Origin of the sequence: Faecalimicrobium dakarense (genome assembly GCF_000499525.1) — a bacterium.
Classification (GTDB): domain Bacteria; phylum Bacillota; class Clostridia; order Peptostreptococcales; family Peptostreptococcaceae; genus Faecalimicrobium; species Faecalimicrobium dakarense.
Genome location: NZ_HG529415.1, coordinates 1 through 23,970, shown reverse-complemented (window position 1 = coordinate 23,970; position 23,970 = coordinate 1). Strand labels below are relative to the sequence as shown.

The 23,970-nt window shown below is 28.2% G+C and carries 24 protein-coding genes and 1 pseudogene; 23 read left to right on the top strand and 2 right to left on the bottom strand.

From position 1 onward, the window contains the following. Positions 1-298 precede the first annotated feature (298 nt). The 13 genes and pseudogenes from BN899_RS15610 to BN899_RS15545 all read left to right on the top strand — a co-directional run bounded on the left by BN899_RS15610 (position 299) and on the right by BN899_RS15545 (position 12,183). A complete protein-coding gene (locus BN899_RS15610; RefSeq protein ID WP_042277351.1) occupies positions 299-1,057 on the top strand; it encodes a MerR family transcriptional regulator in 759 nt (252 codons plus the stop codon). A 173-nt stretch (positions 1,058-1,230) separates the two neighbouring features. Further along, positions 1,231-1,692 carry a hypothetical protein gene (locus BN899_RS15605; RefSeq protein WP_042277350.1) on the top strand — a complete coding sequence of 154 codons (462 nt, stop codon included), beginning with the start codon at positions 1,231-1,233 and terminating at the stop codon, positions 1,690-1,692. A gap of 18 nt (positions 1,693-1,710) precedes the next feature. Continuing rightward, on the top strand, positions 1,711-2,142 hold the full coding sequence (locus BN899_RS15600; protein ID WP_042277349.1) for a MarR family winged helix-turn-helix transcriptional regulator: 432 nt from the start codon (positions 1,711-1,713) through the stop codon (positions 2,140-2,142). 2 nt (positions 2,143-2,144) lie between these two features. After that, entirely contained in the window at positions 2,145-2,537 is a 393-nt protein-coding gene (locus tag BN899_RS15595; RefSeq protein ID WP_042277348.1) for an HsmA family protein, read from the top strand. 159 nt (positions 2,538-2,696) lie between these two features. Then, positions 2,697-2,885 (top strand): ferredoxin, encoded by a 189-nt coding sequence (locus BN899_RS15590; RefSeq protein ID WP_042277347.1) that lies wholly within the window; start codon positions 2,697-2,699, stop codon positions 2,883-2,885. 165 nt (positions 2,886-3,050) lie between these two features. Further along, a pseudogene (locus tag BN899_RS18740) lies at positions 3,051-3,706 on the top strand (YitT family protein). 196 nt (positions 3,707-3,902) lie between these two features. Next, positions 3,903-5,093 (top strand): MerR family transcriptional regulator, encoded by a 1,191-nt coding sequence (locus tag BN899_RS15575; RefSeq protein WP_042277346.1) that lies wholly within the window; start codon positions 3,903-3,905, stop codon positions 5,091-5,093. 250 nt (positions 5,094-5,343) lie between these two features. Then, complete coding sequence (gene arcA / locus BN899_RS15570) at positions 5,344-6,567, top strand: arginine deiminase (RefSeq protein WP_042277345.1); 1,224 nt, start codon at positions 5,344-5,346, stop codon at positions 6,565-6,567. 131 nt (positions 6,568-6,698) lie between these two features. Beyond that, positions 6,699-7,694, top strand: coding sequence for an ornithine carbamoyltransferase (gene argF / locus BN899_RS15565; RefSeq protein ID WP_042277344.1), 996 nt, complete (start codon positions 6,699-6,701; stop codon positions 7,692-7,694). Positions 7,695-7,851: 157 nt separating this feature from the next. Continuing rightward, positions 7,852-8,787 (top strand): carbamate kinase, encoded by a 936-nt coding sequence (arcC, locus tag BN899_RS15560; protein WP_042277343.1) that lies wholly within the window; start codon positions 7,852-7,854, stop codon positions 8,785-8,787. Positions 8,788-8,978: 191 nt separating this feature from the next. Continuing rightward, positions 8,979-10,520 carry a YfcC family protein gene (locus BN899_RS15555; RefSeq protein ID WP_042277342.1) on the top strand — a complete coding sequence of 514 codons (1,542 nt, stop codon included), beginning with the start codon at positions 8,979-8,981 and terminating at the stop codon, positions 10,518-10,520. Between the two features lie 100 nt (positions 10,521-10,620). Then, entirely contained in the window at positions 10,621-11,031 is a 411-nt protein-coding gene (locus BN899_RS15550) for a hypothetical protein (protein ID WP_042277341.1), read from the top strand. Positions 11,032-11,244: 213 nt separating this feature from the next. Further along, entirely contained in the window at positions 11,245-12,183 is a 939-nt protein-coding gene (locus BN899_RS15545) for an NAD-dependent epimerase/dehydratase family protein (RefSeq protein WP_042277339.1), read from the top strand. 53 nt (positions 12,184-12,236) lie between these two features. Here the strand turns inward: BN899_RS15545 and BN899_RS15540 are convergent, their stop codons facing one another. Further along, on the bottom strand, positions 12,237-12,962 hold the full coding sequence (locus BN899_RS15540; RefSeq protein WP_147568586.1) for a tRNA 2-thiocytidine biosynthesis TtcA family protein: 726 nt from the start codon (positions 12,960-12,962) through the stop codon (positions 12,237-12,239). A gap of 150 nt (positions 12,963-13,112) precedes the next feature. On the opposite strand from BN899_RS15540, the gene BN899_RS15535 reads away from it, so the two are divergent. The 10 genes from BN899_RS15535 (at position 13,113) to BN899_RS15495 (ending at position 23,033) form a co-directional block, all read left to right on the top strand. Beyond that, positions 13,113-13,793 (top strand): M15 family metallopeptidase, encoded by a 681-nt coding sequence (locus tag BN899_RS15535; protein WP_042277337.1) that lies wholly within the window; start codon positions 13,113-13,115, stop codon positions 13,791-13,793. Between the two features lie 103 nt (positions 13,794-13,896). After that, positions 13,897-14,586, top strand: coding sequence for a response regulator transcription factor (locus tag BN899_RS15530; RefSeq protein ID WP_042277335.1), 690 nt, complete (start codon positions 13,897-13,899; stop codon positions 14,584-14,586). A gap of 247 nt (positions 14,587-14,833) precedes the next feature. Then, positions 14,834-15,691 (top strand): HAMP domain-containing sensor histidine kinase, encoded by an 858-nt coding sequence (locus BN899_RS15525; protein WP_330362580.1) that lies wholly within the window; start codon positions 14,834-14,836, stop codon positions 15,689-15,691. A gap of 260 nt (positions 15,692-15,951) precedes the next feature. After that, the gene (locus tag BN899_RS15520) at positions 15,952-17,871 is read left to right on the top strand and encodes an OPT family oligopeptide transporter (RefSeq protein ID WP_042277332.1); all 1,920 of its coding nucleotides are present in this window, start codon (positions 15,952-15,954) and stop codon (positions 17,869-17,871) included. Then, positions 17,864-18,208 carry a hypothetical protein gene (locus tag BN899_RS15515; RefSeq protein ID WP_042277331.1) on the top strand — a complete coding sequence of 115 codons (345 nt, stop codon included), beginning with the start codon at positions 17,864-17,866 and terminating at the stop codon, positions 18,206-18,208. The genes BN899_RS15520 and BN899_RS15515 overlap by 8 nt, the downstream gene beginning before the upstream one ends. 204 nt (positions 18,209-18,412) lie before the next feature. Then, a complete protein-coding gene (locus tag BN899_RS15510) occupies positions 18,413-18,868 on the top strand; it encodes an S-ribosylhomocysteine lyase (RefSeq protein ID WP_042277330.1) in 456 nt (151 codons plus the stop codon). 5 nt (positions 18,869-18,873) lie between these two features. Next, complete coding sequence (locus tag BN899_RS15505; RefSeq protein ID WP_042277329.1) at positions 18,874-19,590, top strand: vitamin B12 dependent-methionine synthase activation domain-containing protein; 717 nt, start codon at positions 18,874-18,876, stop codon at positions 19,588-19,590. After that, positions 19,526-20,881, top strand: a complete 1,356-nt coding sequence (locus BN899_RS21085; protein ID WP_330362579.1) for a homocysteine S-methyltransferase family protein — start codon at positions 19,526-19,528, stop codon at positions 20,879-20,881. The genes BN899_RS15505 and BN899_RS21085 overlap by 65 nt, the downstream gene beginning before the upstream one ends. After that, the gene (locus BN899_RS21080) at positions 20,863-21,942 is read left to right on the top strand and encodes a cobalamin-dependent protein (protein WP_330362578.1); all 1,080 of its coding nucleotides are present in this window, start codon (positions 20,863-20,865) and stop codon (positions 21,940-21,942) included. The genes BN899_RS21085 and BN899_RS21080 overlap by 19 nt, the downstream gene beginning before the upstream one ends. Positions 21,943-22,073: 131 nt before the next feature. Then, complete coding sequence (locus BN899_RS15495) at positions 22,074-23,033, top strand: carbohydrate kinase family protein (protein WP_042277328.1); 960 nt, start codon at positions 22,074-22,076, stop codon at positions 23,031-23,033. 178 nt (positions 23,034-23,211) lie between these two features. Here BN899_RS15495 and hpf read toward each other — a convergent pair whose 3' ends face one another. Beyond that, positions 23,212-23,745, bottom strand: a complete 534-nt coding sequence (gene hpf, locus BN899_RS15490; protein WP_042277327.1) for a ribosome hibernation-promoting factor, HPF/YfiA family — start codon at positions 23,743-23,745, stop codon at positions 23,212-23,214. Between the last annotated feature and the right edge of the window lie 225 nt (positions 23,746-23,970).

The window sequence follows — 23,970 nt, the reverse complement described above, 5'->3', positions numbered from 1 at the left end:
AAATCTTGACTAGTGCCCAAGTGAACAGATTACTATTTAAGATGAGAGGTGATAGTATGTCTGAGGAAATGAAAATAGATATATCTATAAGTACTAGAAAAAATTTTTAAGTATATTAATGCGCAAGGTGAAGAATTAGAAGAGTATAAGAAAGAAATAATAGAAAGTGTTGAAAAGCAAAATAGTAAATCTATAACAAAATTTATGAATCCATATTTAAAATTAAAAAAATATTATTTTTTCTATTGACCTTAACGTAGCGGAAAGCATTATTATAAAACTGTCAGGAGGTAATCACATGGAATATACAATTAAAAAACTATCTGAAATAGCAGGTGTTAGTGCACGAACACTTAGATATTATGATGAAATTGGTTTACTAAAGCCATGTCGTATTAATTCATCTGGATATCGTATTTATGGTCAAGATGAAGTAGATTTACTACAACAAATTCTATTTTATAGATCTATAGATATGAAATTAGAAGATATACATCAAGTAGTTTCAGAGCCGGATTTTGATATTAATAAAGCATTATTAGAACATCACCAACAACTTATTTCCAGACGAGACCAAATAAATCAATTGATTTTGACAGTTGAAAAAACATTAGAATATAAAAAAGGAGAAATAGAAATGTCAGATAGAGAAAAATTTGAAGGATTTAAAAAAGAAAAATTAGAAGAAAATGAAGCTAAATATGGAAATGAAATAAGAGAAAAATATGGAAAAGAAACAGTGGAAGAATCTAATAAAAAATGGATGAACATGACTGAAAATGATTTAAAAAGAATGCAAGAAATTGAGAAAGAAATGTTTGAGTCTTTAGAAAAAGTTATTGAAAGTAGAGATTTAGATTCGAAAGAAGCTATAAATGTATTTGAAAAGCATAAAACTTGGTTATGTTTCTCATGGCCAGTTTATTCAGAGCAAGCACATGTTGGATTAGCAGAGATGTACGTTGCAGATGAGAGATTTGCTAAATATTATAATGATAAAGCAGGCTTAGATGCAGTTAATATATTACGTGATATCATTGTTAAATATGCAAAATAAGATTTAAAATACTATAAAAACATTTATTAAATAGAGGCATCTTTATAGGTGTCTTTATTTTTGTATTAAAAATATTGACAATATTAAAATATACTATTAAAATAGTTTGCATAGGAACTTATTAGTTCTTATGCAAACTATTAATTAGATTAATTTTTATAGGGGATAAGGTTATGGAGATATTAACAAAATATATACCTAAAGTTGAAAAGAAGGTTTTATTATTAATAGCTGGAATAGTATGGGGTTTCGCTGGATTTAGAGTGTTTACTTTAGGATTAGAAGATGTACATTCTAGTAGAGGAAACTGGACTGTAAGTTTAGCTTTTGCAGCTATAACGTTTTATGTATTTTTTAGATTTATATTTATGAAATTAGTAAAAAAACATACTCTAAGAATCATTAATAGTAAATTTGAAAAACAATATATATATTCTTTCTTTGATCTAAAAAGTTATTTTATAATGGCTTTTATGATGATTATAGGAATATCAGTAAGAAGTTTAGCGATATTTAGTCCTTATCATATAGGAACTTTTTATATAGGATTAGGATTTGCATTGTTTAGTGCAGGAGTATTCTTTTTAAGTAGTTCACTAAACTTCGAAATAACTAAAATGAAATATAGTAACTAAGAATGGAGGTAGTTATATATGGCATTTGATTCTTTTGAAATAGCAATGCTTATAAAAGAAATATATGCAAGTACAATGGGAACGATCAGTAGTAGTTTAAAAGATAGTGGGCTTACCCATCAGCAAGTTATGGTTATTAAATTAATTGCTCACAATGGAAAGGTTAATATATCACAACTATGCGATGAAATGTCTTTAGCTAAAGGAACAGTATCAGGAATAGTAACAAGGTTAGAAAGTGCTGGTTATGTCAAAAAGGTTAAAGATGAAAATGATAAGAGAAATACTTATGTAACATTTGCAGATAAGGGATTAGAATTTGCAAAGGAGTTCAGAACCACAATTAACCAAAGTTTTGATAAAATATTTGAAAACTTTACAGAGGAAGAAATAAAGGAAGTAAAAGAAAGCTTATTAAAAATAAGAAATAAAATTAAGGAGGTAAAATAGTTATGGATTCAAGATTAATTTTAGCAATTATAGCAATAACTTTAGCGCTGGTATTTTATACAATAGGGGTATTTGGAGAAAGGAAGGCCAAGAGTCTTAATAAAAATCATGTCATAATATTTTGGATAGGATTATTATGCGATACATTAGGTACACTTACAATGGGCCAAATAGCTAAATCAGGAGTAGAGACTATAAATTCTACAAGTCAACTAATTCATGGAATAACAGGTTTTTTAGCTATAGTATTAATGTTATTTCATGCAGTATGGGCAACATGGGTACTATATAAAAATGATGAAAATAAAAAAGCTACATTCCATAAGTTCAGTATAGCTGTATGGATTGTGTGGTTAATTCCATATATAATAGGAATGTTTATAGGAATGTCTTAATTTATACAAAAAAGAATCTTTATTATAGATATATACAGATAGGGAAATACTAAAGAATTACAAGTATATAGTAGACAAATCTAACTAATTGTTTTAATATAGTAAAAAATGGATAAGTATATAATAACTAAAATTAAAACATAAGTGGAGGATATTGAAATGAAAGCATTTGTAGATAAAGACGTATGTATAGGATGTGGAGCGTGTACTGGAGTATGTCCAGAAGTTTTTGATATGGATAACGATGGATTAGCAGTAGCTATAGAAGGTGAATTAGCAGCTAACTTAGAAGAATCATCTTTAGAAGCACAAGAAACATGTCCAGTTAGTGCTATAACTGTAGGATAATTTTCTATAAATTTATAAAATTATGAATTATTTAAGAGATGTGATTTACATCTCTTTTTTATTGATTAAATGTGCTTTCAAGCGTATTATAATTATATATTAATATTTTAATATGAAATAAAAAATTAATATATTAAGACTGAATAGAAGAAAGAGGGACGGTAGATGGAAAGAATTAATAAGATGAAGGTAATTAGGGATTACATTATAATAACAATAGGGGTTATTTTAGTAGCATTTGGTATACAGTATTTCTACGCTCCGAACCAAATAGCAGGTGGGGGATTAAGTGGTATGGCTTTGGTTATAAGTCATTATGTACCAGCCTTATCAGTAGGGACTATAGTTTTTTAGGTAACCTAATCTTATTTGTTATAGCTTTTATACTAATAGGTGGGGATTTTGGTGTTAAAACTATATATGCAAGTTTTATGATGTCTTTTGTTATGGATTTTATGCAAAAAGTACTGCATTCATATGCAATTACGACCAATATGATTTTAGCAGTTTTATGTGGAACTGTAATTGCAGCAAGTGGACTAGCTATAGTATTTGCAGCAAATGCTTCAACAGGTGGAACAGATATACTTGCAAAAATATTAAATAAATACTCAACATTTAATATAGGTAAATCATTATTAATGGTAGATTTATTTGTTGTTATATGCGGGGGTTTAACTTTTGGGCTAGGTAAAGGAATATTTTCATTAATAGCTGTAGTAATTAATGGTTTCTTAGTTGATTATTTAATAGCTAGAATAGAGAAAAAAAGAGAAAAAAGTGAAGAAGAAATATATGAGCTTAAAAAGGTTAGTAACTAGAATATAGTACATACTATAAATACAATACTAAATTTTATTGTTAGATTTTGCAGATAATATAAAAGTAAAATCGAAATACGATTTTTGATAGATTTTTCAAATAGAAAAAAAATTAAAAAAATTAAAATTTAGTATTGACCATTACGCAACGTAACCTTATACAATGATATTAGGCAATACCTTTGGGGGAGATATAATGAAAGATAAAAGATTATATACTACAGGTGAATTTGCTAAAATGGCGGGAGTTACAATCAGAACCATAAGATATTATGACACTAAGGGGATTCTTAAACCGTCTCACCATAATGATGCAGGGCATCGACTATACACAGACAAAGATTTTACAAAATTAAAAAAGATTTTAGCTTTAAAGTATTTAGGTTTATCACTAGAAGAGGTTATGAGTACTGAACATAATAATTTTGAAAAAGATGATATGGTTAATTCACTAAAATTACAAAAAAATATCATTAAAAATAAAATTAATCATATGAAGACAGTACTAAATGCCATAGAAACAGCTGAAGTTAGCATTGAAAATGATGAAAACTTAGACTGGAATAAAACAGTGGATATAATAAAAATACTAGAAAGCGAAAAAGAGTTATTACAACAATATATAGATTCATCTAATTTAAATGCAAGCGTTAAACTGCAAGAAAGATTTAGTTCTAACAAACATGGCTGGTACAATTGGACATTCCAAAATTTAAAACTAGAGGATAATTATAAAGTTTTAGAAATTGGTTGTGGGAATGGTGCTTTATGGGCTAAGAATATAGAGTATTTAAATGACAACATAGATGTGACACTAACAGAGATTTGCGAAGATATGCTAAATGATGCAAAAATAAATCTGAGTAAAAACTCTAATACATTCAATTTCCAAATAGCAGACCCAAATAACATTCCTTTTGAAAATGACAGCTTTGATGTAGTCATAGCTAACCATATATTATTTTATATGAAAGACTTAGATGTAGTTCTATCTGAGATTAATAGGGTACTTAAAAAAGGAGGACATTTTTACTGTTCGACTATAGATAGTAGCCATATGAAAGAGCTAGAAGAACTTATGCTAGGATTTAATAACAATATAAAGATTTCCGAAGAAAGATTATCAAATAAATTTGGATTAGAAAATGGAGAAGAAATATTAAAAAAATATTTCAGTAATATCCAAAGATATTTATATGAAGATAAATTAATAGTAAATGATTCCAAGGGTATATTAGAATATATATATTCTATACCGGGAAACATTTTAGAAGTAATAGACACTAAAAAAAGAGAATTTGAAAAATATATTGATGAAAGTATTAAATCAAGTGGAGAAATTGAAATAACAAATAATAGTGGACTATTTAAAAGTATAAAAATGTAAAATAACCAGAAAGTTTATTACTTAAGCTTTTAATGATTTATATTTTAAGTTTGGACAAAATTAAATATTTCAAAATAGAGGTGGGATCAATCTCTGAGAAAACGTTTTTCTAAACTATTTAATATAAGTTTTAAAAATATATTGCTTTAAAAATTACAGTTATAATATCTATAAAATTGTAAATGATATTTGCGTAAGTTATACGAAAATATTATTTGATAGATATCATGACAGATGGAGAGGGATAGCTATGGGAATAAAAGTAACAAGTGAAATCAAGCCACTTAAAAAAGTTCTACTTCATAAGCCAGGTGCTGAAATAGAAAACTTAACACCGGAATACCTAGAGAGATTATTATTTGATGATATTCCTTACTTAGAAGTAGCTCAACAAGAACATGATGCATTTGCAAATGTATTAAGGGAAAATGGTGTCGAAGTTGTATATTTACATGAACTAGCAGCTGAAGTTATAGCTGACGAAGAAATTAAAGAAAAATTTATAAATCAATTTATAGAAGAAGCTGGAATAAAAAGCCAAGAAGTACAAAAAAATGTGTATAACTTCTTAAAAGGAATAAAGAACAATGAAGAGTTAATCAGAAAGACTATGGCTGGTATAAATAAAAATGAATTACCAGAATTAGCTAGTAAAAGTTTAACTGATTTAGTAGAAGATGATTATCCATTTGTGGCTGATCCAATGCCAAACTTATACTTTACAAGAGATCCATTTGCAAGTATAGGAAATGGAGTAAGTTTAAATAAAATGTACTCTGTAACAAGAAATAGAGAAACAATATATGCTGACTATATATTCAAATATCATAAAGACTTTAAAGGTCAAGTAGAAAGATTCTATGATAGAGATTTTGAACATCATATAGAAGGTGGAGATATATTAATCTTAAATGAAAAAACTTTAGCAATAGGTATATCTCAAAGAACTGAAGCTAATGCAATAGAGCATATAGCTAAACAAATATTCTTTAAAAGCAGTAACAAAGAAATAGAAACAATATTAGCATTTAATATTCCAAACAATAGAGCTATGATGCATTTAGATACAGTATTTACTCAAATAGATGTTGATAAGTTCACTATACATCCAGGAATACAAGGACCTTTACAAGTATTCGAAGTAACTAAAGGAGAAGTAGATGGTGAATTAAACATAGTAGAAGTTAATGCTAAATTAGAAGATATATTAGCTAAACACCTTGGAGTAGAAAAAGTTACATTAATCCAATGTGGTGGTGGAGATAAAGTTATAGCTGATAGAGAACAATGGAATGATGGATCAAATACATTATGTATTAAGCCAGGTGAAGTTGTTGTTTATTCTAGAAACCATGTTACTAATAAAATATTAGTTGAAAATGGAATTACAATTCACGTAATACCATCAAGTGAGTTATCAAGAGGTCGTGGGGGCCCAAGATGTATGTCAATGCCTTTAGAGCGTGAAGAATAAAGCTTTAAAATATATAAATAAAAAAACTTCTTTAAAGACCCTTATGTAAAGGTCTTTAAAGAAGCAACAAAATTAATTCGTTAAATTTTAAAATATACTTATATAATAACATATTCAGGAGGGTTTTTACAATGGCAGTTAATTTAAGAGGACGTTCATTTTTAAAATTATTAGATTTTTCAAGCGCTGAAATAAGATATTTATTAGATTTATCTAAAAACTTAAAAGACTTAAAAAGAGCTGGTGTAGTTAACAAAACTTTAAATGGTAAAAATGTAGCTATACTATTCGAAAAAGACTCAACTAGAACTAGATGCTCATTTGAAGTTGGAGCTATGGACTTAGGAATGGGTGTTACATACTTAGGGCCAACAGGTTCTCAAATGGGTAAAAAAGAATCTATAGCAGATACTGCAAGAGTTTTAGGAAGAATGTATGATGGTATAGAATATAGAGGATTCTCTCAAGATATAGTTGAAGAATTAGCTCAATATGCTGGAGTACCAGTATGGAATGGATTAACTGATGAATTCCATCCAACTCAAATGATAGCTGACTTATTAACAATAGAAGAAAAATTAGGAAGATTAAAAGGTGTAAACTTTGTTTACATGGGAGATGCTAGAAACAACATGGGTAACTCTTTAATGGTTGCTTGTGCTAAGATGGGATTAAACTTCACAGCTTGCGCTCCAAAAGAATTATTCCCTGCTGAAGAATTAGTTGCTACTTGTGAAGCAATAGCTAAAGAAAATGGATGCACTATAACATTAACTGAAGATGTTATGGCTGGAACTAAAAATGCTGACGTTATATACACTGATGTTTGGGTATCTATGGGAGAACCAGCTGAAGTTTGGGAAGCTAGAATAAAACAATTAATGCCATTCCAAGTTAACAAAGCTGTTATGGACAATGCTAACCCAGAAGCAATATTCATGCACTGTTTACCTGCATTCCACGACTTAAAAACTAAAGTTGGAGCAGAAATGGGTGAAAAATTCGGTATAACTGAAATGGAAGTTACTGATGAAGTGTTTGAATCTAAGCAATCAGTTGTATTTGATGAAGCAGAAAATAGAATGCATACTATAAAAGCTATAATGGCTGCTACTATAGGACAATAGTAGTTAATGGCATAAACCTGATTTAAGTTAAACATTATAAATGGTGGTTAAATCTGTAAAAGTTGTATAATAGTTATTTAATTAACCCCCACCTTGTTTCGGAAATATAGATGGGGGTTATATTTATATAAAATATAAACAATAGGAGAATAATGATATGAAAAGATTGGTTATAGCTTTAGGGGGAAACGCACTAGGTAATAATGCGGAAGAACAATTAGAATTAGTTAAACATACGGCTAAAACAATAGTTGATCTTGTTGAAGAAGGATACAATGTAATAGTGGGGCACGGAAATGGACCACAAGTAGGTATGATAAACCTAGCAATGGATTTTGCTTCTAATAATGGAGCAAATACTCCTATGATGCCATTTGCAGAATGTGGAGCTATGAGCCAAGGATACATAGGATATCACTTACAACAATCTATAAGAACTGAATTAAAAAGAAGAAATGTAAAGAAAAATGTTGCTAGTATAGTAACTCAAGTTGTAGTTGATGAAAATGATGAAGCATTCAAAAACTTAACTAAGCCAGTAGGTATGTTCTACAGCAAAGAAGAAGCGGATAAGATAGCAAAAGAAAAAGGATTTACTTTTGTTGAAGATGCAGGAAGAGGTTACAGAAGAGTTGTTGCTTCTCCACAACCACAAGAAATAGTTGAATTAGAAACTGTTAAACAATTAGTTGATGAAGGTACTATAGTTATAACTGTTGGTGGTGGTGGTATACCAGTAGTAGAAAATGAAGATGGATCATTAACTGGTGTAGCTGCTGTTATAGATAAAGATAAATCAAGTGCTAAATTAGCTAAAGACCTTGATGCTGAAATGTTAGTTATACTTACTGCTGTTGATAGAGTTTGTATAAACTTTAATAAGCCAAATCAAGAAGAGTTAGCATCTATAAACTTAGAAGAAGCTGATAAATATATAGGAGAAGGTCATTTCGCTAAAGGATCTATGTTACCTAAAGTAGAAGCTTGTGTAGATTTTGTAAAAACATCTACTAATGGTAAAGCTTTAATAACTTCTTTAGAAAAAGCTAAAGAAGCGTTACATGGATCTACAGGTACAATAATATCAAAATAATTTAGTTATTGATGTAAAAAAAAGGAAATGTTATTCTAAAAGAGAGTACCATTTCCTTTTGTTGCTTAAAAATATTTTAAATTAAATACTTTTTAATGAAACTATAAAATATATATTATATATAATATATATTTTATAGTTTATATATAATATATATTTTAATAAAATTAAAAGAAAAGGGGGATATACAGATGGCACAGGATAAGAAGAAAAAATTCAAATTCCCATCTGCATATACGGTATTATTAGCTATAATGATATCTATTGCAATAGTAACTCAATTTGTTCCTGGAGTTAAAAAAGCTCAAATAGCCGACTTAGTAATGGCTCCAGTTACAGGTATGGTAGGTGTAAAAAATTTAGATATGGATGAAGCTGTAAGTGCTGCTATGGAAGCAAAAGGAGTAGAAGGGGCACTACAGGCAATAAATGACTATGATGGATCGTACATGAGTGTATGGAATGATGGTCAACTTAAAGGAGCAATAGATGTTGCACTATTTGTACTTATAATAGGAGGATTCCTAGGGGTTGTTACAAAAACAGGTGCTTTAGACGCTGGAGTTGGAGGACTTGTTAAAAAATTAAAAGGAAAAGAATTAATGCTAATACCAGTTCTAATGATAATATTCTCATTAGGTGGAACATCTTATGGTATGGCAGAAGAATCATTAGCTTTCTATGCATTAATAACTGCTACAATGATGGCAGCAGGATTTGATCCATTGGTAGGTGCAGCAACAATATTACTTGGAGCAGGTACTGGGGTTTTAGGATCAACAGTAAATCCATTTGCTGTAGGTGCTGCGGCTTCTGCAGCTGGTGCAGCTGGAGTAACTATAAACCAAGGTACTACTATAATGGTAGGTGTAGTATTATGGCTTGTAACTTTAGCAATATCAATAGTTTATGTGTTAAAATATGCTAAAAAAGTTAAAGCTAATAAAAATGCTACAATATTATCAAAACATGAATTAGATTTAGCTCATGACGCTTTTGGTAAAAATACTGAAGAAGTATTAGAGCTAAATGGAAAGAGAAAAGTTGTTTTAGCACTATTTGTATTTTCATTTATTGTTATGATAGCTGGAGTTATTCCATGGAGTGATTTTGGTATAACTATATTTGATAATACTACTTCATGGTTAAATGGATCTCCTTTAGGTAAATGGTGGTTCCCTGAATTAACAGTATGGTTCTTCTTAATGTCTGTTATAATAGGTGTGGTTTATAGAATGCCAGAAGAAGATATAGTTAGTTCATTTATAGCAGGAGCTGCAGATATGGTTGGAGTTGCTCTTGTAATAGGTGTATCAAGAGGTATATCTTTCATGATGGCAAACTCTGGATTAGATTTATATATATTAGATAAAGCATCAGGAGTATTAAGTGGTGTATCAGGAATGTTATTTGCTAATATGGCTTATGTAATATACATAGCTTTATCGTTCTTAATACCATCAACTTCAGGTCTAGCTTCAGTATCTATGCCAATATTTGCACCATTAGCACAAAAATTAAATATTGCTCCGGAAATAGTGGTTTCAGCATTCTCTGCTGGTTCTGGTATAGTAAACTTAGTAACGCCTACATCAGGGGTTGTTATGGGTGGACTTGCAATAGCTAAAGTAGACTACTCAACATGGTTAAAGTTCGTAACTAAGTTATTAGTAATGATATTTATAGCATCAGTAATAATTTTAGCAGCTGGATCGATGTTTTTAGGAGTATAAACATATAGATTTAATTATTTACAAAACCATAAAGCATTTTAACTAGCTTTATGGTTTTGTTTTTATAAAGACTTAGTAGTAAATAAGGTAGGTGGAAAAATTGGGTTTAGTTAGTTTCTTAAGTTATTTATATCTTGGATTTACTGTATTACTTATGTTTAAAAGAAATAGTATGGGAAAACTATATATGATATTTGGATTATTAACATTTATCTTTGTTATAGGATACTCTTCTATTCCAAGTCTTCCAAAGGGAATTCAAAGTTTTGGGATATTTATAATATTTTCATTAATGATTTTATTATTTGGATTAATGTGTGGTACAACTATTAAAATATTTAAAAAAAGTCATAAGGCTTCTCAGATAACATCAGTTGTAGCTTCAATAGTACTGATACTAATACTATTTAATGTAGTTGGATGGATGTCTTATATGTATATCCCAGTTTTACTATATATGCTACAAGATAAGTTAAATAGTCGTATTGATAAGCTAGTAGAAGTAAAATAAATACTATATCAATAATTTAAATAATAAAGACCTCAAGACATCTTAGGATTGTTCATTTGTAGGTCTATTATTATGGCTAATTAAATCCCAAAATTAATATAAACTTTTAAAAATACTAAAATATTAGTACCTGTAGTATTTCATGCAAAAGAATTATGACATATAAAATATTGATTTTAAGATAACTATATTTCTAGAGGGGGAAATTTTAACATGAAATCAATTTTAGTTATGGGTGGAAGTGACTTTGTAGGTTCTACACTAGCTAAATATTTAATAAAATGTGGGTATGATGTAGATATACTTACAAGAGGAAAGAAGCTAGTAAAGTACAAAGGATTAAACAAACATATCTTATGTGACCGTAAAGTAAGAGAAGATATGGAAAAATACTTAAAAGGAAGTAGCTATGAATATATATTTGATATGACAGCTTATTCTAAAGAGGATATAAAAAATCTTATAGACTTTATAGATGTAAAATCATTAAAAAAATATATAGTTTTATCATCTGGAGCAGTTTATAAAGACAGTAGTAAAAGTGCTAAAGAAGATCATGAAAAGGGTGAAAATAATCATTGGGGAAAATATGGTCTAGATAAGAAAGAAACTGAAGATTTTGTTATAAATAGCGATATTCCATATATAATTATTAGACCAACTTATATATATGGTCCTAACAATAATTTTTATAGAGAGTATTACTTCTTTGATAGAATATTACATAATAAGAAAATACCTGTGCCTCAAGGTAAGGATGTAGTTAATCAATTTATATACATTGAAGACTTAGTAAAAGTGTTAGAAAGTTTAATACATACAAATAAAGTTAGAGAAGCCTATAATGTAACAAATCCACAATTAATATCATGGAACGAATTAATAGAAACTTGTGGGTTTGTAGTAGGGAAACTACCTATAATAAAATATGTAGACATAAATAAGGTGAAATTTGAAGAAAGAAAATATTTCCCTTTTAGAAATATAGATTACAAGTTAGATATAGATAAGTTAATAGAACACGGTCTTTATATACCAAATATTTTATTACATGAAGGATTACAAAAAACATATGAATGGTATAGTATAAAAAAGCCCAAAATCTATGATGGAAAAATGGATAAAGTAGAAGATATTATAAATATAATCTAAGAGATAAAATAGTATATAAAAAGCATGGATATTGTTCCATGCTTTTTTATATACTATTTTATTTTATCTTTATCCCATATAAATAATTTATCAGAATTATTTAAAGCTCCAAATATATTTTTCTTAGCACCAGGAATTTCTTTATTTAATCTAGTTACAAGCTCTTTTATATCTTGTCTTTTTGTAAGTCCATCTGCTGGACAAGGATTTTTAATAACTGGATAGTTATATTCTTTTGTAGCTTTCTTAGTCATCCACTCTTCAATATATATCATAGGCCTTATTATAGTTATATCTTGTTTATCCATAGTTGATTTTGGAGAGAAGCAAGATACTCTACCTTCATACACCATTGACATTAAAAATGTTTCTATTGCATCATCTTTATGATGTCCAAGTGCAACTTTAGTACACCCTAATTCTTTAGCTGTACCATTTAGTGCTCCACGTCTTAAATTTGCACATAACGAACATGGATTTTTTTCTTTTCTTATATCAAATACAATTTCTTTTATATTAGTTTGAACTTCATGAAACTCTACATCTAATTCTTCACATAATTTATATAATGGAGAATTATCTACTCCACCAGGATTTAGTGTTATAGCTATTAACTCAAATTTTTGTGGTGAAAATCTTTGATAGTTTTTTAATATATGAAGTAATGTTAGGCTATCCTTTCCACCTGAAAGTCCAACGGCTATCTTATCATTATCTTGTATCATATCAAAGTCTTGTATAGCTTGACGAGCTTTACTAAGAAGTTTTTGCATGGTCATATTTATATCCTCCATTAAAAATTAATAAACTTAAGATTTCTTAAGAATTACTTATAAATTACTTAAAATCTATCCTTTAAAATTAACCTATTAAATTTACTATCACTAAATCGAAGTAAGATTAGCAAAGTTAAAAGGGGAAGATAGATTATGAAAAAAATTAAGTTTATATTACCAAGTATAGTCATTTTAGCAGTTACAGTTATTTTACTTAAAGTATTAATACCGGAAAAAACATTAACACCAGAAAAAATATCAAATAAAAGTAACTCAAATATTATAACAAACACATTATTAGTAAACAATGGTAATAAGCTGGATAAAAACTATAAGCCTATTAATAGTGATGTACCAAATATACCATTTATTGATAGTTCAACAGATGAAGAAAAACAAATGGAAGAAATAGCATCAAAATCAGTAGAAAAATTATTTAAGCAGGCTAAAGAAGAGGGCATAAAATTCTTGGCTACATCTGCATATAGGTCTTATGAATCTCAAAAAGAAATATATACAAAGAAAGTTATTTCAGACGGAATAAAAAAGGCAAATGAATATGTAGCTAAGCCGGGCACTAGTGAACATCAAACTGGGTTATGCATAGATGTAACTAATGAAGATAGATGGTTTGTAGGAAGTACAAAGGAAGCCATATGGTTAGCAGAAAATGCTTATAAATTTGGATTTATATTAAGATACCCAAAAGGAAAGGAAGATATAACGGGTAAATCATATGAACCTTGGCATATAAGATATGTAGGAGAAGATATAGCAAAAGAAATATACATAAATAATTTAACATTAGAAGAATATATAGCTAGAAAAAACTAAATAAAAAAGAAGAAAGTATACTATAATTGTTCTATGTGAAACTTTATCAAATATTGTAGATAGGTTTCATAAAAACGAACTATATGGATAAGGATGATAAATTTTGAAAAATAAAATACTTGTTGTAGATGATGAAAAAGAGATTAGAAATCTCCTAGAGATATATTTATTAAACGAAGGATATGATGTAATAAAAGCTGAAGATGGAAGAGAAGCTTTAAATATATTAGATAAAGAAGATATACAATTAATGATACTAGATATAATGATGCCAGGCATAGATGGGATAGAGGTTTGCAAAAGTATAAGAGAAAAGTTAGATATTCCAATAATAATGCTAAGTGCTAAGTCTGAAGATATGGATAAAATTCAAGGAATAATGACAGGTGCAGATGATTATATGACAAAACCTTTTAATCCTTTAGAGCTTACCGTCAGAGTGAAATCTTTACTTAGAAGAGCCTACTATTTTAATAATAAATTAAAGTCTAATAAAAATATAATAGAAATAGAAAATTTAAGTATAGATAAAAGTAAACATAAAGTTATGATTGGAGAAATAGAAGTAGTTTTAACCTCTAGAGAATTTGATATTTTATATTTATTAGCCAGTAATAGAGGACGAGTTTTCAGTACAGAAGAAATCTTTGAAAAGGTATGGAAAGAACAGTACTACCAATCTAATAATACTGTAATGGTACATATGAGTAGGATAAGAGAAAAAATAGAAAGGTATGCAAATAATAAAATAATACACACTGTGTGGGGAGTAGGATATAAAATTGAAAAATAAAAAAATTTTATTTGAATATGCTTTTAAACCTGTAATATATTTTCTACTTAGTATGATTATAGGTTCCGGATTTATAATGATGATTTACTCACAATTAACAAATATGTATTTTACTAATTATGAAAAAATACCAAGGATTATTATTAATATGGTAGGCATATTTTTAAATATAAAAAATAATTATTTAGGAGACATTATTTACTTAATATTAATTCTTTTAATTGTTATACCTATATATTTACTACTTATGAAGAAAAAGATTAATAGTATAAGTGAGATTATAAATACAACTAATATTATGGCTAATGGAGATTTAAATCAAACTATACAAACTGAATCCAAAGATGAAATTAGAGAACTAGCAAATAATATTAATAGTATAGTTTCACAGCTAAGAAATATAACAATAGAAGAAAGAAGAGCTCAGCAAACTAAAACGGACTTAATAACTAATGTATCTCATGACTTAAGAACGCCTTTAACATCTATAATAGGTTATTTAGGTTTAATAGAAGAGGATAAATATAAAGATGAAGTTGAGCTTAGATATTATACGACCATTGCATATGAGAAATCTAAGAACTTAAGCATTCTTATAAATGATTTATTTGAGATTACAAAGATGCAAAACAATACTATAAAGCTAGATAGAATTGATATAAATCTAGTAGAGTTATTAGGACAAATAGTATCACAATTTGAATATGAATTTAATCAAGAAAATATAAAAGTAAGAACTGATTTTTCAGAAGATAAATTAATAGTAAATGTAGATCCAGTCAAGCTAGTAAGAGCATTTGAAAATTTAATAAATAATGCGATGAAGTATGGAAGCGATGGAAAATATATAGATATAGAAACAAGAAAGCAAGATAATATGGCTATAATTAAAATTATAAATTATGGAGAGCAAATACCTGCTTTAGATTTACCTCATGTATTTGAACGGTTTTATAGGGTAGAAAAATCTAGAAGTAGAAATGATGGGGGATCAGGTCTTGGATTGGCAATAACTAAAAATATAATTGATTTACATGATGGTAGTATTAAAGTCGAAAGTAATAGTAGAAGTACTATTTTTGAAATAAAGTTAAAATTGATATAAAAATTAAAATTAATAAAAATTTATCCTGTATAAGTAAATATACAGGATATTTTTAATTTGAATATAATATAAATGTAAATATAATTGTGAATTATTAGAATAATTTGACAAGATGCGATTAGAAATTATAATTTTTTGTTTAATTTAGGGTTATAAAAACTTAAGATGTTAATCAATGTTAAATTATGGTAATAAATATTGTAATTGATTAGGAAAAGGACTATAATATTTCCAACTAAATAAAAAGGGGGAGGATTTAATTGAAGAAAAAACTATCTAAAGATGCATATGGAGGCGTATCAGGGAAAGATTATATTCCATACATAACAGATAAGTCTAAAACAGGTGGAAATATGGCAGTACTTATTATAGGTATTATTTTGGCTGCTGTTTTTGCTGCTTCTACAACATATTCTGGTATGAAGGCAGGTCTTACGGTTGCAGCCGGTATTCCAGGTTCTATTTTAGGTTCAGCATTTGTGGGATTATTTGCTAGGAAAAAAGGAATACTTGGTAAAAATATAATTCAAAGTATGTCAAGTGGTGGAGAATCATTTGCAAGTGGTGCAATATTTGTATTACCAGCTGTTATTTTAATAGGTAGTCAAATAACTTTTATAGAGGGGATAGCTGTTGGTATTGGTGGAGTTTTATTTGGTATTGGTGCAGCATCTCTTGTTCATAATTATTTAATTGTTGAAGAACATGGTAAATTAATGTATCCAGAGGCTATGGCCATTTCTGAAACTCTTGTTGCTTCAGATACTGGAGGAGAATCAATCAAGTATATGGGTATTGGTTTTGGAATAGGTGGTATAATAACAGGTTTAACAAGTTCATTCTTTAATGTAACTAATAATTTAATTAGTTTTGTTGGAAGTAAATTTTATAAATGGAAATTTGAAGTTGAAGTAAATCCTCTACTTTTAGGAATTGGATTTATTGTAGGATTAGAAGTATCTTTAACAATGTTTGCTGGCTCTATATTATCAAACTTTGGTATTACACCTTTAATTGGTTACTTTACTGATATGGCTGGTGAAGGTGCAAAATTATGGAACGATCCTTCAATTTCAATTAGCCAACTAGATGTTAATGGAATTGCAGGAAACTACGTAAAATACATAGGTGCAGGGATGATGCTTTGTGGTGGTATTATTGGTGCAGTAAAACTTATACCAACTATTATTGCATCTATTAGTGAGACACTTAAGGCGAAATCAGGATCTGAAGATGGTGAAGGTTCTTCATCTATGCAAATTTTAATTTTATTAGGTGGTATTGTTATTGGATTTATTGCAGCATTTTTAATTTCTGGAAATATTTTAATGGCAATTGTTGGAGCTATTGCTTCTTTAGTACTATCTTTATTATTTGTTATTGTCGCAGGAAGATTAACAGGTACAATAGGAACATCAAATCTTCCAGTATCTGGTATGACAATTGCATCTTTAGTTATTGTAACTTTAATATTTGTTTCTATGGGATGGAAAAGTCAAGCAGATAATAAATCATTACTTTTATTTGGATCATTTATAGTTGTTGCTATTTCTATGGCTGGTGGTTATAGTCAATCTCAAAAAGCGACTTTTATTATAGGTGGTAATAAAAATGAAGTACAACGTTATTTTACAATTGCTGGTATTGTAGGGGCTATAGTTGCTGTAGGTACAATCCTAATACTTACTGAACAACTTAAAGACACTGTTAATCCACAGTTTGCTCTACCGCAAGCAAATTTAATGTCAACACTTACTTCTGGTATAATGTCAGGTAAATTACCATGGGTTATGATTATTGCTGGTGTGTTTATGGCAATAGTTTTATACTTACTAGAATTACCAATTATGACTGTTGCTATAGGTTTCTACTTACCAATTTCAACAACTTCTATAATTTTAGTTGGAGCACTAATACGTGTATTCATTGAAAAGACTTCTAAAACTGATAGAGAAAAAGAAGTTAAAGTTGAAAATGGTGTAAGTTTGTCTTCTGGCCTTGTTGCAGGAGGTTCTATAATTGGATTAATAGGAATAATATTACAAGTAACAGGGGTTATAAAAGCAGGCACACCAAGTGGATTTGCTGCAGGAAACACAATGGCCATTCTATTACTAATTGCTTTAGTTATTCTTTCAACGTTACCTATTATTTCGTCTAAAGTAAAGCGCGATGAATAATGATGAAAACGATTTAAAAATAGTGTTTAAAATTTCTGATACTGTTGAATATGAAGTGAGTAAAGATGGATTAGTAAATGTACTTGAAAAACAAGATCACTGGATTCAAAATTTTGCAAGAAAATTAAGAATAAATATTCCGATGTACAAAAAAATTACATTAGATGAATATAGTAGCTATGTATTTTTACAAATTGATAGTGAGAAAACAGTTAAAGAAATTGGAGAAAGCTTAGATTTTAAATATGGCGAAAAATCTCATCCAATATATGAAAGATTACTTTTATTTCTAGATTATATTGAATCAAGCTGTAAATATATTGAAAGAATCAGTTAATAAATAAGGCTAGTTTGAAGGTTAAGATACTCTTAATTTTTAGACTAGCTTTTTATATATAATATAAATACGAAGCATATTAAATATTTAATTAAAATTTACACAAGAGGAGAAATATAATTTTTATATAAAAAATTGCTAATATATACTTGTTATGAAGTATAATATTATCATACAAAAAATTAAGTATCGGAGGATAATAGAATGCAAAAAGTAGAAAGTTTTAAATTAGATCATACAAAAGTAAGAGCGCCATATATAAGAAAATGTTGTGTATTAGATGGTGAAAAAGGAGATAAGGTAACAAAGTTTGACTTAAGATTCTTACAACCTAATGCAGATACTTTCGGTACAGCTGCAATACATGGGTTAGAACATTTATTAGCTACTTACCTAAGAGAAACATTAGATAACATAATAGATTTATCACCAATGGGATGTAGAACAGGATTCTATTTAATAATGTGGGGAGAAGTTGAACCACAAACTGTAAAAGAAGGATTAGAAAAAGCTTTAGAAATGGTATTAGAATCAGATAAAATGCCAGCTGCTACTGCTGTTGAATGTGGAAATTATAAAGATTTATCTTTATTCGGAGCTAAAGAATATGCTAGAGAAGCTCTACAAAAAGGATTCTCTCTTAATATATACGGAGAATAATTAGTATGGGAAATGACTTTTTTAATCTAATTAATATAAATGAAAATGAAGTTTTAAGATATTTAGAGTACAAAGGTCAAGACATCAATGATAATCTTAAAAATACTATTAGTGAATGTATAAAATTAGCTAAAGAGAAAATAAACCCTCGATATATGTTGAGGGTTTATCCTATATTAAGAAAAAAAGAAAATAATGAGATAGAGATTAAGGGAAGTAATATAAAATTTTCAAGTAAAGATTTATATAAACTACTTGAAAACTGTGATGAATGTATAATAATTGCAACAACAGTAGGCATGGAAATTGAGAAAGAGATAAGGAAATATTCATATGCAGAGCTTACAAAAAGTATAATTTTAGACGCATGTGCGACTACTGCCATAGAAGAGTTTTGTGATTTACTACAAGACGATTTAAAGCTTAAATTATCAAATCAAGGAAAATATATAACCAATAGATATAGTCCAGGATATGGAGATTTATCTATTGATACAAATATAGAAATTATAAATTTCTTAAACTCACCTAAAGAAATTGGCCTAACAATTACAGAAAATAAAATTATGATACCAAGAAAATCAGTTATTGCTATAATTGGAATATCAAATAGTAAAGTTGAAGTTGAAAATAAATCATGCTTGAACTGTAAAAATTATGATAGTTGTAAATATAAAAGAGGGGATGAAGCTTGTGGAAATAAGAGATTACATAAAAGATAATATATTGATATTTGATGGGGCTATGGGAACAATGCTTCAACAAAAAGGGTTAAAAATAGGTGAAAATCCAGAAGTATTTGGATTAAAAAATCCAGATAAACTTTTAGAAATTCATAAAGCTTATTTAGAAGCGGGTTCAAATGTATTAACAACTAATACCTTTGGAGCAAATGAACTTAAGCTAGATAAATTAGGATACACAGTAGAAGAAATCGTAGATAATGCTATATGTGTAGCAAAAAAAGCAGTAGAAGAAGTAGACAAATCTAAGCCAAGATACGTGGCTTTAGATATAGGTCCAATAGGTGAAATGTTAGAGCCTATGGGAACTTTAAGTTTTGATAGAGCTTATGAAATATTTAAACGACAAGCAATTCAAGGAGAAAAATCAGGAGCAAATCTTATAATAATCGAAACAATGATGGACTTATATGAAGCTAAAGCAGCAGTTTTAGCAGTAAAAGAAAATACTAGTCTCCCTTTATTTATAACTATGACATTTGATGAAAATGGAAGAAGTTTTACAGGATGTATGCCAGAAAGCATGGTTGCAACTATTGAAGGGTTAGGAGTAGACGCAATAGGAGTAAATTGTTCTTTAGGACCTAAACAATTATTACCTATAGTCGAAAAAATAGCAAAAATTACTTCATTACCAGTTATAGTTCAAGCAAATGCAGGGTTACCAGATATAATAGATGGAAATGCTATTTATAATGTTAAAGAGGATGAATTTTTCGAAGGTGTTAAAAAATTTATAGAAGTAGGTGCATCTATAATAGGAGGATGCTGTGGAACAAATCCTAAATTTATAAAAAAGATATGTGATAATTTAGATTCGATACATAAGGTTAATATTGAAAAAACTATTAAGAGTGTAGTTTGTTCACCTTCTAAATACTTAGAAATAAAATCTCCTACAATTATAGGGGAAAGGCTAAATCCAACAGGTAAAAGACTTTTAAAAGAAGCTCTTAAAAGTGAAAGTTTAGATTATGTAATAAATCTAGCATTAGAGCAAATAAATGGCGGAGCTGAAATTTTAAATGTTAATGTAGGTTTACCAGATATAGATGAAAAGAGAATGATGCCTAAAGTTATAAAAGAAATACAATCTATAATAGATACTCCGCTACAAATTGATTCATCAAATATAGATGCTCTAGAGCAAGGATTAAGATACTATAACGGAAAAACAATTGCAAACTCAGTAAATGGAAAAGATGAATCATTAGATGTAATACTTCCTATAGTAAAAAATATGGAGCATGTGTGGTTGGGCTTACATTAGATGAAGATGGAATCCCAAATACAGCAGAGAAGAGATATGAAATAGCTAAAAAAATAGTAGATAAAGCAATATCTTATGGGATAAAAAAAGAAGATATATTTATAGATTGTCTATCCTTAACAGTATCAGCAGGACAAGATGAATCTATGGTAACTTTAGAGTGTATAAAAATGGTGAAGGAAAATTTAGGTGTTAAAACTATATTAGGAGTATCAAATATATCATTTGGTCTACCAAATAGAAAAGCATTAAATAATTTGTATTTAACTTTAGCTCTAAACTATGGGTTGGACTTACCTATAATAAATCCTAATGAAGAGAGTAGTATGGAAGTTATAAATTCTTATAAAGTTATAAAAAATATAGATAAAGCTTGTACAAATTATATAGAAAAATATAGTGGATATAATAATAAAAAGAAAATAAAAGTTGTTGATGTAGATATCACACTAGATAAAGTAATTGAAAGAGGGTTAAAAGAAGAGGCAAAATATAGCGCACTAAGTCTTTTAGAAAAATATGATGAAAATCATATTTTAGATGAAATTTTAATACCTGCATTAGATATAGTAGGTAAAAAATATGATAGTGGAGAGATATTCTTACCTCAATTAATACAATCTGCTGAGACTGTGAAAGTATCATTAAATGTTATTAAAGAAAGCTTATTAAAAGAAGATAATAATACAATTTCTAAAGGAAAAATAATAGTTGCTACAGTAAAAGGTGATATTCATGACATTGGTAAAAATATAGTAAAAATAATGTTAGAGAATTACGGATATGAAGTTATTGATTTAGGAAAAGATGTACCGATAGAAGAAGTTGTTCATCAAGCGAAAAGTTATAATATAAAACTAGTAGGTCTTAGTGCATTAATGACAACTACTGTAAATAGTATGAAAGAAACAATTAAAGCTTTAAGAGAAAATGAAATCGATGCAAAAGTATTTGTAGGAGGGGCTGTTCTTACAGAAGAATATGCAAAAGATTTAGGTGCGGATTACTATTCAAAAGATGCAAAATCAGCAGTCGAAATAGCTAAAATGAATTTTTTATAAAAATAAGGGGGTAATACCCTTTATTTTTTTGTAAAAATTTGTATAACGCATAATAAAATGCAAAATATGTAGAAAAACCTCGCAATTATATGATAAAATGGTTAGGTGATTTTTAGGGAGGGTAAACAACGATGATTGAAAATGTAGCGCCTTATTCATTAGTTTTCGGAGTATCAGTTTTTGATATATGCGGATTTACGGATAGAAATTATAGATGCAATGACTCTAATCCTGGAAAAGTAAGTACTTCTTTTGGTGGTGTTTGCAGAAACATTGCTGAATGTATGGCAAGAGTAGGAGTTAATACTAAATTCATATCTATTTTAGGAGATGATGAAACAGGAACTAGAATGATAGAACATTCTAAAGTGATGAATTACGACATGAGTGATTCTTTAATAGTAAAAAATGCTAGCACACCAACTTATATGGCCATTTTAGATGAGCAAGGTGAAATGGTATCTGCCGTAGTAGATATGAAAATAATAGATATGTTTACTACAGACTTTATAGATTCAAAATCAGAGATAATAAAAAATTCAGAGTATATGATACTAGATTCAGATAGACCTGATATAGTAGAGTATATAATAAAGACTTTCAAAGGTAATACTAATTTTATTCTAGACCCAGTGTCTGCTGCTAAAGCGAAAAATGTGAAACATTTAATCAAAGATTTCCATACAATAAAACCAAATAGATATGAGGCTGAAATAATGTGTGGATTTAAGATAAAAAATGATGAAGATTTAAGAAGAGCGGGACAGCATTTTATAGATTTAGGAATCAAAAATGTGTTTATAACATTAGATGAAGATGGTATATACTATAATAACGGAAAAGAAGAAGGAAAAATAAAAGCTAACGATGTAGAAGTAGTAAATGTTACAGGAGCAGGAGATTCTTTTGTTGCTGGAATAGCTAGTGGATACATGAATAATATTGATTTAGTAGACACTGTTAAGTATGCTATATCTATGTCTTCAATAACTATATCTACAAAAGAAACTATACATCCAGATATGTGCCATGAATTAGTAAAGGAATATATGGAAAAAATAGACTGGACAGAAGTAAATTATAAGAAATAATAAATTTACTAAATGCAATTATTTATATATAATAGAAGTATAAAGTTATTAGATAGAAATTAGTCTATACTATATAGGTTAATTCATATAAAAAAATTTGTCGTCAACATTAAAAAGGTATTATCTCAAAATGAACTTAATCATTAATAGATAATACCTTTTTTCATATATTAAGCAATTAGAATTGCTCGATTAGTCCATAACCGTCATGTCTTTTATATACTATGCTTACATCTTCAGTATCTAAATCTCTAAAAATAAAGAAGTTGTGACCTAATAAATCCATTTGCACAATAGCATCTTCTGCTGTCATTGGTTTATCTAGTATAAATTTCTTTCTTCTCTTTATATTATTTTCTTCTTCTATATCATAAACTATGTTATCTTCTATATTATCAAATCTTATACTTTCATTTTTTCTATTTTTTCTAGATAGTTGAGTTTTTAATTTTCTAATTTGCTTATAAAGCTTATCACAAACTATATCTATTGCAGAATATAGACTTTCCTCTGAATCTTCAGCTCTAAGAATTGTACCACTTTTAGTGAATATTGTTGCTTCAATCTTTTGATTTTTCTTCTTAACATCAATCTTAACGTGAATATCTGTGTCATCATTTATATACTTTTCTAGTTTCATAAATGTATTTTCTATCTTTGATTTTATAGCATCAGTTAATTCAATTTTTTTAGAAGTTATTTTTAATTCCATAAGTACAATCCTCCAATATTTAATCTGTATTTAATTAGCTCCAAGTAAATACTCGGAAGAAATTAGTAAATTAATTCATTTAAAGTTATACCTTTGACCTCTTATGTAGTGGTGTTTTTTAATCTTATTTATGATTTAATTGTAGAACTTAAAGGTTAATATTAAAAGACTATTAATTTATAATTTTTTTTGGTAAAATATTGAATATACGGTGTGAATTAAAAA

Bases quoted from the DNA above. Each gene is read 5' to 3' on its own strand.
- BN899_RS15610 (WP_042277351.1), top strand. From the start codon at position 299: ATGGAATATACAATTAAAAAACTATCTGAAATAGCAGGTGTTAGTGCA.
- BN899_RS15605 (WP_042277350.1), top strand. From the start codon at position 1,231: ATGGAGATATTAACAAAATATATACCTAAAGTTGAAAAGAAGGTTTTA.
- BN899_RS15600 (WP_042277349.1), top strand. From the start codon at position 1,711: ATGGCATTTGATTCTTTTGAAATAGCAATGCTTATAAAAGAAATATAT.
- BN899_RS15595 (WP_042277348.1), top strand. From the start codon at position 2,145: ATGGATTCAAGATTAATTTTAGCAATTATAGCAATAACTTTAGCGCTG.
- BN899_RS15590 (WP_042277347.1), top strand. From the start codon at position 2,697: ATGAAAGCATTTGTAGATAAAGACGTATGTATAGGATGTGGAGCGTGT.
- BN899_RS15575 (WP_042277346.1), top strand. From the start codon at position 3,903: ATGAAAGATAAAAGATTATATACTACAGGTGAATTTGCTAAAATGGCG.
- arcA (WP_042277345.1), top strand. From the start codon at position 5,344: ATGGGAATAAAAGTAACAAGTGAAATCAAGCCACTTAAAAAAGTTCTA.
- argF (WP_042277344.1), top strand. From the start codon at position 6,699: ATGGCAGTTAATTTAAGAGGACGTTCATTTTTAAAATTATTAGATTTT.
- arcC (WP_042277343.1), top strand. From the start codon at position 7,852: ATGAAAAGATTGGTTATAGCTTTAGGGGGAAACGCACTAGGTAATAAT.
- BN899_RS15555 (WP_042277342.1), top strand. From the start codon at position 8,979: ATGGCACAGGATAAGAAGAAAAAATTCAAATTCCCATCTGCATATACG.
- BN899_RS15545 (WP_042277339.1), top strand. From the start codon at position 11,245: ATGAAATCAATTTTAGTTATGGGTGGAAGTGACTTTGTAGGTTCTACA.
- BN899_RS15540 (WP_147568586.1), bottom strand. From the start codon at position 12,962: ATGACCATGCAAAAACTTCTTAGTAAAGCTCGTCAAGCTATACAAGAC.
- BN899_RS15535 (WP_042277337.1), top strand. From the start codon at position 13,113: ATGAAAAAAATTAAGTTTATATTACCAAGTATAGTCATTTTAGCAGTT.
- BN899_RS15525 (WP_330362580.1), top strand. From the start codon at position 14,834: ATGAAGAAAAAGATTAATAGTATAAGTGAGATTATAAATACAACTAAT.
- BN899_RS15515 (WP_042277331.1), top strand. From the start codon at position 17,864: ATGAATAATGATGAAAACGATTTAAAAATAGTGTTTAAAATTTCTGAT.
- BN899_RS15510 (WP_042277330.1), top strand. From the start codon at position 18,413: ATGCAAAAAGTAGAAAGTTTTAAATTAGATCATACAAAAGTAAGAGCG.
- BN899_RS15505 (WP_042277329.1), top strand. From the start codon at position 18,874: ATGGGAAATGACTTTTTTAATCTAATTAATATAAATGAAAATGAAGTT.
- BN899_RS21085 (WP_330362579.1), top strand. From the start codon at position 19,526: ATGATAGTTGTAAATATAAAAGAGGGGATGAAGCTTGTGGAAATAAGA.
- BN899_RS15495 (WP_042277328.1), top strand. From the start codon at position 22,074: ATGATTGAAAATGTAGCGCCTTATTCATTAGTTTTCGGAGTATCAGTT.
- hpf (WP_042277327.1), bottom strand. From the start codon at position 23,745: ATGGAATTAAAAATAACTTCTAAAAAAATTGAATTAACTGATGCTATA.